This is a genomic window from Winogradskyella wichelsiae, assembly GCF_013403925.1.
Lineage (GTDB): Bacteria > Bacteroidota > Bacteroidia > Flavobacteriales > Flavobacteriaceae > Winogradskyella > Winogradskyella wichelsiae.
Genome location: NZ_JABFDJ010000002.1, coordinates 801,807 through 815,941 on the forward strand (window position 1 = coordinate 801,807; position 14,135 = coordinate 815,941).

Below are 14,135 nucleotides of genomic sequence, written 5' to 3' on the forward strand. Positions count from 1 at the left end.
GTAAGCGAAAAAGAAAACTATGGCAAAAGGAATTTTATTAGTCAATTTGGGTTCACCAGAGAGTCCAAATCCTAAAGATGTTAAGAAATATCTTGGGGAATTTTTAATGGATGAGCGTGTTATTGATGTACCGCTTTGGGCTAGAACGCTATTGGTAAAAGGTATTATTTTAAATACACGACCAAAAGCATCTGCAGCGGCATACAAGAAAATTTGGTGGGAAGATGGTTCGCCTTTAATTGTGTTATCTGAACGACTTCAAGAAAAAGTTCAGGAACAGGTAGAATATCCTATCGCATTAGCCATGCGTTATGGTAGTATGACGATTAAAAAAGGCTTACAAGAATTAGTCGATAAAGGTGTTGATGAGGTCTTTTTAGTGCCACTATATCCTCAATTTGCTATGGCAACGACCGAAACTATTTTGGTATTGGCTGAAGAGATAAGACAAGAACATTTTCCTCAGTTAAAATTTTCTGATTTAAAAGCATTTTATAATAATCCAGAATATATCGAAGTACTTTCTAATAGTATTTCGAGAAGTATTGAAGGAAAAGATATCGATCATTTATTGTTTTCTTATCATGGAGTTCCTGAACGACACATTAGAAAAAGTGATGTTACAAAATCGCATTGTAAAATTGATGGAAGTTGTTGTGCAACGGCATCTAAAGCACATGAGTTTTGTTACAGACATCAATGTAAAGAGGTAACACGTTTGGTTGGGGAGCATCTTAAATTGAAAGAGGGAACATACTCTACCAGTTTTCAATCGCGATTAGGTTTCGATCCATGGTTAAGACCTTATACAGATAGAACCATTGAGCGTTTTGGAAAAGAAGGCATTAAGAAAATGGCTATTGTAACGCCTGCATTTGTTAGTGATTGTCTTGAGACTTTAGAAGAAATTGCTATGGAAGGTGAAGAGATTTTTCACGAAATGGGAGGAAAGGAATTTTCTACAGTTCCATGTTTAAATGATGATGCCGAATGGGTTAGTCTTTTAGCAAAATGGATTAATGAATGGGCAACTTCTAAATAGTTAAGTTAATTAATGGCAAAAGTGTCGTCAGAAGAATTAGGAAATCAACCAATTGGTCAATTGCTAATTAAGCAAGCTGTGCCCGCATCTATTGGAGTGTTGGTTATGTCTCTAAATGTTGTAGTTGATACTATTTTTGTTGGGCAATGGATTGGTGCCATTGCTATTGCAGCTATAAATATTGTATTACCTGTTTCGTTCTTTATTGCGGCTTTAGGAATGAGTGTTGGTGTTGGTGGAGCATCTATTATTTCTCGCGCACTTGGTGCTTCTAATTACGAGAAAGCTTTAAAAACTTTTGGAAACCAAATTACATTAGTTTTAGTATTAACCACATCTATTGTAGCGCTGGGGTTATTTTTTGCAGATGATATTATTCTGCTCTTTGGTGGTAAAGGCGAAATTTTAGCCCCTGCAAAAGTGTATTATAAAATTGTGCTTTACGGAATTCCTATGTTGGCCTTTTCTATGCTTGGTAATAATGTGATTAGAGCAGAAGGAAAACCAAAATTCGGAATGTATGCCATGATGATTCCATCAATTGGTAATTTACTTTTAGATTATATTTTTATCAATTTGTTGGGTTACGGAATGGCTGGTGCGGCATGGGCAACAACAATTTCTTATAGTTGCTCATTCTTATTCGTTGTTTGGTTTTTTAATTCAAAGCATTCAGAATTAAAAATAAGCTTATCACACTTTGGTCTTGATTTGTCTATTGTAAAAGAAATTGCAGCTTTGGGTTTTGTAACCTTGGCAAGACAAGCTGTTGTTAGCGTTACATACTTGTTTATGAATAATATTCTATTCAATTTAGGTGGTGCAACTTCTGTTACAGCATATGCTATTGTGGGTAGAATGTTAATGTTTGCTTTGTTTCCTGTACTTGGTGTAACTCAAGGTTTTTTACCAATTGCAGGATTTAATTATGGCGCTAAAAATTACGAACGTGTTAGGGAGAGTATTAATATTGCTATAAAATATGCCGCTATTTTAGCCTCTGTAATATTTGTAGTGCTTATGTTGTTTCCTGAGGCAATTACTAGGGTATTTACTTCAGATTTAGATGTTATAAGACAAACACCTTATGCAATGCGCTGGGTTTTTGCTGCGACACCAATTATAGCATTGCAACTTATTGGTGCTGCTTATTTTCAGGCGATTGGTAAGGCCACACCTGCATTGTTACTTACGTTGTCTCGGCAAGGGTTTTTCTTTATTCCGTTGATATTAATTTTACCAAAATTTTATGGTGAAATTGGCGTGTGGATGTCATTTCCTATTGCAGATGTTTTAGCTACAATTGTAACGGGCTATTTTTTAAATCGTGAAATCCGAAAAAATCTAATCAATAAAATAGTTTAAATTAGTGAGCTCATGGAGTATTACCAATATATAAAATCCTTTCATCTTATTTTTGTAATTACATGGTTTGCTGGGTTGTTTTATATTCCTAGGTTGTTTGTGTATCAAATTGAAGCATCCGATAAGCCTTCACCCGAAAAAGAAATTTTAGGTAAGCAATTAAAACTGATGGCAAAGCGATTGTGGTTTATTATCACTTGGCCTTCAGCAATTTTAGCGACTTTATTTGCTGTCATATTAATGATTTTAATGCCAAGCTGGTTTCAGCAAAGCTGGATGCATGTAAAACTCACGTTTGTATTGCTCTTATTTATTTACCATTATAAAACACATATCTACTTTAAACAACTTCAGAATGACGAGGTAAAAGTGACCTCTAGTTTTATGCGTATTTGGAATGAAGGTGCAACATTTATACTTTTTGCTGTTGTTTTCTTAGTGATTCTTAAAAGTTCAATTAATTGGATTTTTGGTATTGTAGGTGTTTTTGTTTTGGGTATTTTAATTATGCTAGGGTTTAAGCTGTATAAAAATATGCGTTCAAAAGATCCTGAAGCTTAAAAAAGAGTCTTTATAAAAAAATTTAGATTTTTATTAATTTGAAAATTAGACTTACCTGCTTTGGATTGATTATTGCTATCTTTAAGACTTGTAACTAAGAATTAAAAGCCGCCCATTTATATTGGGTATTTCCATAATGATTAAACGCCTATCCTTAAGAGCCCGAATAGTTTTAAACATGATCCTTTTGGTCTTGTTGGCATCTGGTTTAATTGCAGCAGTAACGATTTATCAATATAGTGAAGAGGCTAAAGATTACCATAAAGAACGTTTAGAGCGAAAGGAAAAAGCCATTAAGCAAAGCATTGACTTTGTTATTCGCGAAACTACTTATCCTGTAACTACAGAAAATATTCCGCTAATTTTTAAAGATGAAATATTTGAAATAGATGCCATTCATAATCTACAAATTAAACTATACGATCTCGATGGGCAATTACTAAAAAGTTCTAAACGAACCTTGCAGGTAGATCCAAATGAACGCTGTTTAGATGCTGAAATACTGAATGTTTTATCTAATACTTTAGAGCATCGTTATGTTTTAAAAAACAAAGTTTCGGGTCATACCTTTCAGTCTTCGTATAGCTATATTATGGACGAAAAGTTTAAAAACATTGCAATTTTAAACTTACCGTATTTAGAAAATGATGACTTCTTTAATAAAGAGCTTAAGGAGTTTTTGTTTCGTTTAGCTTATGCTTATTTGGTACTTATTCTTGTTGCTATCATTTTTGCTTATTTCATCTCTAAGTTTATTACAAAATCGCTTAAAACGATTAGTGATAAGATGAGTGAAACGCGACTTGAAAAACGTAATAAGAAAATTGAGATTGAATCTTCTAGTGAAGAAATTGAAACGTTAGTAAATTCATATAATAGTATGATTGATGAGTTAGAGGCAAGTGCTGTAAAATTAGCAATCAATGAGCGAGAGCAAGCGTGGCGAGAAATGGCAAAGCAGGTAGCTCACGAAATAAAAAATCCATTGACCCCAATGCGATTAACCGTTCAGAGTTTTGAACGTAAATTTGATCCACAAGATGAAAATATTCATCAAAAACTTAAAGAATATAGTAATACGCTTATTCAACAAATTGATACCTTGAGTTCTATTGCTTCGGCTTTTTCTAATTTTGCTAAAATGCCAGCTCAAAAAAGTGAAGTACTTAACGTAGTGCTGATTGTAAAAATGGCACTCGATATTTTTACAGAGGATTATATTGAGTTTCATTCGGAAGCAGAAAAGATTATAGCAAAATTTGATAGAACTCAGTTGATTAGAGTGGTAACTAATCTTGTTAAAAACGGAATTCAATCCATACCTGAAACTTCTGAAAATCCAAAAATTGCAGTTCGTGTTTTTAATGAGAATGATAATGTGTGTATTACAGTTGAAGATAATGGATCTGGAATCTCCGAAGAGACAAAAGCTAAAATATTTGAACCTAAGTTTACTACCAAATCTAGTGGAATGGGGCTTGGTTTAGGAATGGTGAAAAACATTGTAGAAACTTATAAAGGAAATATTACCTTTACATCTCAGCTAGGAAAAGGCACTATTTTTACAGTTATATTTCCTAAAAATCAGAATCCTAATTAATTTAGGATATTATAGAAATAAGCAAATGGTTGTGTTCTCTTAGAGTTATGCAATTAAATTTTAAATAATAAAATTCCCTCTTCCTTGGGAATAAAAATAAGTTTTTTATGAACTACGAAAATATTTTATCAGAACATTCTAACGGAATTACAACCATTACAATTAACAGACCTAAAAAATTAAATGCTTTAAATAGAGCTACCATTCAGGAATTACATGATGCTTTTGAAGCGGCTGATACAGATGGTGATACTAAGGTGATTATTATTACAGGAAGTGGAGAAAAAGCTTTTGTAGCAGGTGCTGATATTAGTGAGTTTGCTGATTTTAATGTTGAAGAAGGAGGTGATTTAGCTGCCCAAGGTCACGAGATTTTATTTGATTTTGTAGCGAATTTAAGTACACCGGTTATTGCTGCTGTAAATGGTTTTGCTCTTGGTGGTGGATTAGAATTAGCTATGGCTTCTCATTTTAGATTGGCAAGTGATAATGCAAAAATGGGATTACCAGAAGTGTCTCTTGGCGTTATTCCAGGATACGGAGGTACACAACGTTTACCGCAATTAGTAGGTAAGGGGAGAGCTATGGAAATGATTATGACAGCAGGTATGATTGACGCAAATAAAGCTTTAAGCTACGGTTTGGTGAATCATGTTGTGCCTCAAGAAGAATTATTACCGCTTGCTGAAAAGATTGCTAGTAAAATAATGCGTAACTCTTCTGTTGCCATTGCTGAGGCTATTGGTGCAATTAACGCTAATTATGATGATGGAGTTAATGGATTTGAAGTTGAAATTGAAGCTTTCGGTAATTGCTTTGGTACCGAAGATTTTGTAGAAGGTACTACGGCATTTCTAGAGAAGCGTAAGGCGGATTTTCCTGGTAAGTAATAAAATAATATTCGTATAAAATATTATTTAACAACATTCTTTTTAGATAATATTTTATACGAATAATATATAGGTGCCATTATTATGAGGCTTGCTATAATAACAGGACTCATAATAGCTAGTTGTATTTTGTAAAATTGGTACATGTCTTTATATTTTTATTTTTAACAAATATATAGTGTGTTTGAGTAGCTTATAACATCCATATTATCAAATAACTAATCTAAATTAACCTCTCTAAACATAATGAATTAAACCGAATTTTAATTTTTTAAAAATGGCAAAGTCAGACTTTTTTAAACAAAAAAAAGTGGGCTCTCTACAACCCACTTTTTGAACTAAATAAACTAATATAAACAACAATCTATATTCTGAAATTCTCGACAAACACTCTGTCATTCGACGTAATTTTGGCTGTGTAACTGCCTTTAAGAGTTTTGTCTAATTGGTACACACGATTTAGAACCTTACTTCCTTTTACTGTTTCAGAAAGAATTAACTCACCTTCATAGTATAGTTCAACGTTCATATTATCTGACTCTAAATCTAATTTTGAAATCAAAAGTTTAGCATTCTCATTTCTAACTAAAGGCTTGAAAATTACTTTTCTGCTAGAAGCTAAATAAGATACTAAATGGTTTTTTACTTCAATAGTATTAATTTCTATTTCGTAATCTCTGTCTACTTCAACAGTATACTTGCCATCTTTTAATTGTGTAAAATTAAAAAGTGAAGTAAGAGCACCAGAGTAATTTACTGTTCCGCTGTAAATAACTTCTCCAAAAGAATCAGAGACTGAAATTAAATTTCCTTTTTTAACATAGTTAGATGTTGGAGCCGCTTCTAAAGTTTCGGTAGCGTAGCTTGTAAATGATCCGATCATTACAGCTAGCATTAATATATTTTTAAATAGTGATTTCATTATCAAATTTTGTAAAGTAATTATGGTACAAATATATAACGCATTTTAAATGTGTAAAACAACGATTTTGGCTAATTTGTGTGCAAAATTAACCGTATCAATATTGTTGTGTTTTCTTTGGGTTAATATAGTATATATTATTGGTAATTTGCCATAGGTTTGTGATATGTGTCTAATTTTAGCGTTAAAAACTAATATCTATAATTTGAAAAACCATTTATATTTTATGTCTACCTATAATTTTTTGGGGTAGTTAAGGAATTTTTTGGTGTAATTTGTTTTTGTGGCTATTTTCTTAAGGGGTGTTTGTTGTTTAGGTTGTTAGTTTGTGCATTAAATTATTGATAAAAAAAACTCCTTAGCTATAGAAGGAATGTAGTTATAAATTCAATTGGGTTTTATTTATGTGGTATTGCACTTTGTGGTATTGTGAATCCAAATTATTACGAAGATTTAGATGTGTATACTAAAGTGCAAAATAGATTTATTAATTGCTGAAGATAAATGAAGTGAAAATTAAGCATAAAAAAAGTGGACCTTCGGGCCCACTTTTAACTAAATAAACTTAATATGTAAAGAACAATTTATATTTTAAAGTTTTCAATGTATTCACGATTATTAGAACTTACAACTGCTGTGTATTCACCTTTAATCTTTTTATCCAATTTGTAAACTCTATTTATAATTTCACCTCCTTTTATGGTTTCTGTGTGAATTAATTCATTTTCAAAATAAAGATCTACTTTCATCTCTGCAGAATTTAAGGCTAATTTAGAGATGATGATTCTGTCTTGTTCTACTCTAAATACAGGTTTAAAGAATTTTTCACTTCTTTGGTCAATAAAGCTAACGTTATTGTTTTTTATTTCAACTGTGTTTATTTCAATTTCAAAATCTTTATCAACTTCAATGATGTAAACACCATCGTTTAATTGAGAAAAATCATAAAGACTGCTGATGTTTCCGTCAAAGTTGATTAATCCACTAAATACCACTGAGCCAGCTGCGTCAGTAACAGTGATTGAATTTCCCTTTTTTACACTATTAAAAGTAGGTATAACTTCTAATGTTGTCGTTGCGTAGCTTGTGCATGTTCCTAACATCACAGCTAATACTAAAATGTTTTTAAATAATGTTTTCATAATGTTTCTTTTTTGAGTTAAACTAAAATTTTAAAATCTGACTTTAATTATTTTCGTCTATCTTACTAAGTCTTGACTTTTAAATTATTCAGTTCAAATGTTTTAACACTACAAAGATATAGTGGCTTTTAGCTTTTGAAAACAAGCATGTTGGCTGATATATATACTTAATTACCCTAATGGTTGTTATTATTGTATTATTGGGACAAAATAGTATATATTATTGGTAATCTGCTATAGGTTTTAGATTCGAATAGATTTAACTTTGCCATAATTAATATATTATGAACACAAGAAAACCTACTTTAGAAAAAATAAGCCCCGAATTTGGAAGTTCCATATTAGTAAGGAAGCATAAAATAGATGCGTATAAAGGTGAGGTAAAGCCTTATTGGCATTTCCATCCTGAAATAGAGTTGGTCTATGTTAATAAGGGACAAGGAAAACGCCATATAGGTAACCACTTATCTTACTTTAATAATAGTCAGTTATTATTAATAGGATCAAATTTACCGCATAATGGTTTTACCGATCGTCTAACTATAAATGGTTCTGAAACTTTAGTACAATTTAGACCAGAGTTTTTAGGAAATCATTTTTTTGATATTCCAGAAATGGAAGCAATCAATAAATTATTTGAACTTTCTAAAAAAGGAATTCTATTTGGTGTTACCACAAAATTAAAACTTGGAAAAAAAATTGAAAGACTAAATGAGAAAACAGGATTTAAAAGAATCTTAATTCTACTTGAGGTTTTGCATGGTTTGGCTAAGTCTGAAGATTATACCATATTAAATGCAGATGGTTTTGCTTTCGAAACAGAACCACAAGACAGTGCTAAGATTGATATTATCTTTAAGCATGTTAACCAGAACTTTAAAGAACACATTAGTTTAGATGAAATTTCTGATAAGGTAAGTATGACGGTCCCTGCCTTTTGTCGTTATTTTAAAAAGGTAACAGGTAAAACGTTTACAAAGCTTGTTAATGAGTACCGAGTGGTGCATGCAACAAAGCTCCTTTCAGAAAGTCAAATGAGTATTGCAGATGTTAGTTTTGAATGTGGTTTTAATAACTTTTCGCATTTTAATAAATTGTTTAAAGAGTTTACAGGCAAAAGTGCTTCTAAATATAGAGGAGAGCTAAAACTAATGGTTCAATAATATATAAGTATGGATGATAAAATAGAAAATGCAATAGCTTATTATACTAAGCAAGGTGATGCTGTAAATGCTAATAGCCAACTAACGGCTGATGAAATTATTCAATATGGTAAAGAAATGGCTGCAATTGAATATAAGTTGACGGCTTCAGAAGTGGCAAAAGAGAATTGGAATAATGCACCTATGTTTTAGCGTTTCAATGTAAAATGACCCGTATAAGTTGTTCCATTTTGGCGCTCTAAAACAAACCAATAATCACTTGTAGGCATTTGATTATTATTATAAGTTCCATCCCATCCTAGATTACTTGAATTTAATTGTGTCATTAATTTACCATAACGATCATAAATAGATAGCATATTTAATGATTCTTTGGCTCCGTTAGTTAATTGCCATGTATCATTGATTCCATCTCCGTTTGGTGTAAAATATCTAGGGTAATACATTAAATAGACATCTTCTTTTATAATTCCGCAACCATTTTTATCTCTAACATATATAGAGTATTCGTCAATATATAAGTTAGAAAACACATTACTATCTTGATAAATAATATCATCTAAGGAGTATTCATAATCTCCTAAACCTTCTATAAAGACAGAAATTACGTTGTTGCTATGTGTCCAATCAACAGTTTCAATTTCTAATACTGTTGCAATTTCAGACTCCGTAACAGTTATAGTTTTATCTATGCTACAAATTGTATTATTATAAGTATTTGAAATAGTAACTTTATATTGACCAGCTTCTTCTACAGTAATTATTCTAGTTGTTTCGCCTGTTGACCAATTATAACTATCAAATCCTTGGTCTGCAATAAGTTCAACTGAGTCGCCTTTGCAAATACTGACTTCATCAGTCATTAAAGTAATTTGTGGTATTGCATTAACATATAGTGTAATAAAATGTCCTAAGCCTAAGCAATCGTTATTTAATGCATTATCAACTCGTACGAAGATATTTTGAGTGAATGGATATTCTGCGTTTTCGTAATTTGAAATATTATTAATTGAATTCGTTTCAGATAGTGCGTCCTCTTCGTTCAGATAAAAATTGATAATTAACTGTTGATTGACTGGAAATAACTCTTGAATCTCAGTAGCTACTGAGCTAAAATCAAACGTAGCAACGCCATCCGTATTGTTGTTACCATCATCACACTGATAAAATTCTTTTAAGAATGTACTTGGTATCTGAGTTGTTGAGACTTCTAAATTAACTTGAGAAATTTCAAAACAGCCATTAGAATTTTCTACCCTTGCAAATATGATATCGGAACCAACTGTTTCATTAACATATTGTAGAGTATTCAAAATAGGTTCAATTTTATTTTGAGCATTAAGTGCTGTTTCATGGAATGAAAAAGTTTCAGTAGTAATATTACTTATAATATCTGGTATCACCTCATTAAGGTTAAAAGAACTAAAACCATCCGTGTCGTCATCACATTGTATTAATTCCACAATTGGTTCCACAATTGGTTGCCCGAATATGGTTATAGTATCTATAATTACATTATTTTCAGCACCTGCTGTGACTATTAATGAAACTTCATAATCCCCTTCTTCGTTAAAAATATGTAAAGGGTTTTCATCTGTTGAAGTAGTTCCATCACCAAAATCCCATATAAGACTATCAAAAGGTTGAGTGTTATTTGTTAAATTAAAACTAGTGATGTCACCATAGCATAGATTAACAGCTTTAAAACTAGCATTAAAAAAAGATTGAATAAATGGAGGTAATCCGTGTTTGGATATTTTACCGTTTAAAGATACCCCAGAATTCTCATAATTAGCCGCTAATCCTAAATAGTTAGGTTCGTGGATAACATCAAGATTACCAATTCCAAATTTAGCTAGATATATTTTACCGTTAGGCCCTAATTGTAATGATTTTCTCTGACTGTGAGATGTGGTAGAAAATAATAAAAATTCGGATAAAATAATTTGATCCATATTGGATTCTGAAATGTCATATTGATATATACCTTCATGCACAGTTGCATATAAAATTTGGCTATTAGGTGAAAACTCAATTCCATATGGAGATATGTTTGATGACAATAACATAGGATTTGATACTTGACCTGTGCTGGCGTTAAAATCGTACAATTTTAATTTATTTGAGACAGATCTAGCTAAAGCTAATTTTGTACCATCTGGAGAAATTTTTATTTGACCGATATAATCACCAAACTCTGTTTGTCTTACAGTATCAACAGAGCTGCCAACAGCGCTAATTACTGGATCTACTTCTACACCATTTTCTGAAATTCTATAGGCTAGAAATTCGTTGTTTCCATATTTATGGCTCACTACCCAATATTCATTAAGCGTAGCATGTTTTATTGCTGCCAATTTCTCAGTAATAGGTGTATAAAGCTGTATATTTTTATTACTTGTAATACCTCCAAAACCCATATTTAATGTCATATCTACTTCAGAGTATTGTAAGCCATAACGTCCCCCTTGAGCATCTGCTGTGAAAATATAATATATGTTCTGATAATTTGGTTTGGGTGTAATAATCGCAGAATGAGTACTTGAAGTATCTCCATTTAATCCTGAACCATTATGCATTATGCTATGACTTGCATCGTATACAGTAATTCCATCGGTATAGAATAATAAGTTTCCATTACTGTCCGATATACTTGCACAACCTTCTGTAGTATTTATTTCTCCATCTAATAAGGCTACTGGCTGTACGCTATTAAAGTCTAGCCCTGCATTTCCCCCAAAATACCAAATATTAGTTTCTTTTTGAGCAAGGCACGTAAAATTGTTAGCAATAAGAAAGAAAGTGTATAGTGTATATTTCAATAAATTTTCCATTTTGGCTTTATTTTATGGTTTTAATTGAATTTGAGAAATTACGATATATGTTTTCTAATTTAGTATGTCATAATAAATTAATAATAGTAATTATAGATTTCCTTCCCATTCAGCAAAGAACTGCTTCAAAAAACCTTCCATATATAAATGTCTTTCAGTAGCAATTTGCTTACCTGTTTTGGTGTTCATTTTATCTTTTAGTAATAACAATTTTTCATAAAAATGATTAATTGTTGGTGCTTCAGAATTTTTATATTCTGATTTAGACATCGCTAAGTTTGGCTCAATCTCAGGGTTATATAATGCTCTATTTTTAAATCCACCATAGTTAAAGCAACGCGCAATACCAACAGCACCGATGGCGTCTAAGCGATCTGCATCTTGTACCACTTCCATTTCCTTAGAATTAAACGATGTATTTAAGTCAAATGAATTTTTAAAAGACATGTTATCAATTATCTGAGTTACATGTTTTATAATTTCAGGAGCTACATTTTGTTTTATAAGAAACGTACTAGCTACTTTAGAACCCAAAGTTTCGTCTCCATCATGAAATTTAGGATCCGCAATGTCGTGTAGCAATGCAGCCAATGCAACAACTGTTAAATCTACATTTTCTTGTTCAGCAATTAGTAAACTGTTTTTGTAGACACGTTCTATATGAAACCAATCGTGGCCACCTTCGGCATTTTTAAGTTCTGTTTTAACGAAGTCAATCGTTGCTTCGGTGAGTTTTGCATCTAAAGTCGTCATAATAAACTATTATGCAGGGTCTACCCATTTAAATTGAAATGAGTTTTCAGGAATTTTAATACGCTCCGATAAACGATACATTCTAGGAGGTAGTTTCATTAAGTAATCTCTTGCTTTTTCGGCCTCTTCGTTTAAACCGGTCATATTTCCAATTTCCCAACGATCAATTAGTTTTTGTAAAATATCTACATAATCGTTAGATGTGTACACACCAATACGTTGTGCAGTGTTAGAAAATTCTTCAAAAGCAGTACCTATACTTTCTCCAGATTCTCTTAAGAAATGTGCTGGCATGGCAATTTTACGCTTCATCATATCATGAAAAGCCATCATCATTTGGCTAGGATCTACAGCAAAAATACGCTCTACAAACTCTGAATAGGCGTGGTGGTGACGCATCTCATCACCAGAAATAATTTTACACATTTTAGCCAATTGCTTATTGCCTTTTTGCTTGGCAATTTTAGCCACACGATTATGAGAAACATAAGTTGCTAATTCTTGAAAACTAGTATAAACAAAGTTTTTATAAGGATCTCTACCTGTGCCAATATCAAAACCATCATTAATTAAATACTGTGTGGTTTTCTCAATTTCGCGCATGTTTACACGCCCAGATAAGTATAAGTATTTATTTAGAACATCACCATGTCTATTTTCTTCACCTGTCCAATGTCTTAACCAGGTAGACCATCCATTACGTTCAATTTGGTCAACTCCTTCTACGTCCATTAACCAAGATTCGTAACTTGGTAAAGCTTCTTCAGTTATCATATCACCAACTAAGACCACCCAGAAATCGTAAGGTAATTCTTTAGAAAGTTCTCTAATTTCTTTCACTTCTTCAAAAAATGAATCTTTTGTAGAATCTGGTAAAAAATCAGTGGGTTGCCATATTTTTTCAACAGGAATTAAATATTTTTCAATAAGTGATTGTACATCTTTTTCGAGATGCTGCATTACTTCTAGTCTTACATTTTTTAACGACATCTTTCAGGGATTTTTGAGAAGATTACTTCTCGATTGCATTAATAATAGTCTGTTCTACTTGCTGAATTAATTCAGTCTTATCTGTAAAGTTAATAATTTCTACGGGCTTATGTACGGTAAATGTCATATGATTTCCTATTCCCATAGGAAAGTTACCGTAGCGTAACATCTTCCAAGAGTTATTTACAGTGACAGGAAGTATAAGTGCAGAGGGCACTTTTTTAATCAACATTTCTAACCCTTTAGTTTTAAAAGGTCTTGGTTTTCCGTCTTTACTTCGGGTGCCTTCAGGGAAAATTACAGCGGCTCTTTTTGTTTCTTCAATATAAGAGCCAAAGGTCATCATTGCAGATAAAGATTGTCTTGGATTTTTTCGATCTATTAAAACAGAACCACCATGTCTTAAATTATAAGATACACTTGGTATGCCTTTACCTAGTTCTTTTTTAGATACAAATTTTACATGATGCTTACGCATATACCACATAATTGGTGATATATCGAACATGCTTTGATGGTTGGATACTATAATTATTGGGCGTTCTGTGTTTAGTATATGAGGGTTATAAAAAGAAATTCTAGTGCCCAACAAATTAAGACATCTCATGATAAAAAACTGTAATGCATCTACTGTTTTTTTTAATCCTTTATAACCAAAAAGATTATAGCTTAACCATTGGATGGGGTGAAAAACAACCAAGGTGAAACCAAAACATAAATAGAATACAACAGAAAGGGGATAGGCTAATAGTTTTTGCACGTTACTAAATTTGTTTGGACAAAAATAATCAAAATCTTAAAGTTTGATGCTCTTTTTTGTGAGATGAAAATATCTATTGGTATTACGTATAAAAACAAAAAACCACGATGATT

General features: G+C 31.8%; 13 protein-coding genes. 7 read left to right on the forward strand and 6 right to left on the reverse strand.

Translation table 11 applies throughout. The annotated features are described in order from the left end of the window. Positions 1-19 precede the first annotated feature (19 nt). The 5 genes from hemH (at position 20) to HM985_RS07150 (ending at position 5,458) form a co-directional block, all read left to right on the forward strand. Positions 20-1,042 (forward strand): ferrochelatase, encoded by a 1,023-nt coding sequence (gene hemH, locus HM985_RS07130; RefSeq protein ID WP_179375569.1) that lies wholly within the window; start codon positions 20-22, stop codon positions 1,040-1,042. Positions 1,043-1,054: 12 nt separating this feature from the next. Then, positions 1,055-2,407, forward strand: a complete 1,353-nt coding sequence (locus HM985_RS07135) for an MATE family efflux transporter (protein ID WP_179375570.1) — start codon at positions 1,055-1,057, stop codon at positions 2,405-2,407. A 12-nt stretch (positions 2,408-2,419) separates the two neighbouring features. Beyond that, entirely contained in the window at positions 2,420-2,968 is a 549-nt protein-coding gene (locus tag HM985_RS07140; RefSeq protein WP_179375571.1) for a CopD family protein, read from the forward strand. 178 nt (positions 2,969-3,146) lie between these two features. Then, positions 3,147-4,568: a sensor histidine kinase gene (locus HM985_RS07145; protein WP_179375634.1), complete on the forward strand. Its 1,422-nt coding sequence runs from the start codon at positions 3,147-3,149 to the stop codon at positions 4,566-4,568. Between the two features lie 107 nt (positions 4,569-4,675). Further along, positions 4,676-5,458: an enoyl-CoA hydratase/isomerase family protein gene (locus tag HM985_RS07150; RefSeq protein WP_173587737.1), complete on the forward strand. Its 783-nt coding sequence runs from the start codon at positions 4,676-4,678 to the stop codon at positions 5,456-5,458. 364 nt (positions 5,459-5,822) lie between these two features. Here HM985_RS07150 and HM985_RS07155 read toward each other — a convergent pair whose 3' ends face one another. Both HM985_RS07155 and HM985_RS07160 read right to left on the reverse strand, forming a co-directional pair. Then, a complete protein-coding gene (locus tag HM985_RS07155) occupies positions 5,823-6,380 on the reverse strand; it encodes a hypothetical protein (protein ID WP_179375572.1) in 558 nt (185 codons plus the stop codon). Positions 6,381-6,964: 584 nt separating this feature from the next. Beyond that, positions 6,965-7,522 (reverse strand): hypothetical protein, encoded by a 558-nt coding sequence (locus HM985_RS07160; protein WP_179375573.1) that lies wholly within the window; start codon positions 7,520-7,522, stop codon positions 6,965-6,967. A 284-nt stretch (positions 7,523-7,806) separates the two neighbouring features. Between HM985_RS07160 and HM985_RS07165 the strand changes: the two genes are divergently transcribed. Both HM985_RS07165 and HM985_RS07170 read left to right on the forward strand, forming a co-directional pair. After that, on the forward strand, positions 7,807-8,685 hold the full coding sequence (locus tag HM985_RS07165; RefSeq protein ID WP_179375574.1) for an AraC family transcriptional regulator: 879 nt from the start codon (positions 7,807-7,809) through the stop codon (positions 8,683-8,685). 9 nt (positions 8,686-8,694) lie between these two features. Next, positions 8,695-8,877, forward strand: a complete 183-nt coding sequence (locus tag HM985_RS07170; protein ID WP_179375575.1) for a hypothetical protein — start codon at positions 8,695-8,697, stop codon at positions 8,875-8,877. Here HM985_RS07170 and HM985_RS07175 read toward each other — a convergent pair. The 4 genes from HM985_RS07175 to HM985_RS07190 form a co-directional block, all read right to left on the reverse strand. Next, entirely contained in the window at positions 8,874-11,519 is a 2,646-nt protein-coding gene (locus tag HM985_RS07175; RefSeq protein WP_179375576.1) for a T9SS type B sorting domain-containing protein, read from the reverse strand. The two genes, HM985_RS07170 and HM985_RS07175, sit on opposite strands and share 4 nt — an antisense overlap. Positions 11,520-11,609: 90 nt before the next feature. Beyond that, positions 11,610-12,272 (reverse strand): HD domain-containing protein, encoded by a 663-nt coding sequence (locus HM985_RS07180; protein WP_179375577.1) that lies wholly within the window; start codon positions 12,270-12,272, stop codon positions 11,610-11,612. 9 nt (positions 12,273-12,281) lie between these two features. Beyond that, positions 12,282-13,262 carry an acyl-ACP desaturase gene (locus HM985_RS07185; protein ID WP_179375578.1) on the reverse strand — a complete coding sequence of 327 codons (981 nt, stop codon included), beginning with the start codon at positions 13,260-13,262 and terminating at the stop codon, positions 12,282-12,284. A gap of 22 nt (positions 13,263-13,284) precedes the next feature. Then, a complete protein-coding gene (locus HM985_RS07190) occupies positions 13,285-14,022 on the reverse strand; it encodes a lysophospholipid acyltransferase family protein (RefSeq protein WP_179375579.1) in 738 nt (245 codons plus the stop codon). Between the last annotated feature and the right edge of the window lie 113 nt (positions 14,023-14,135).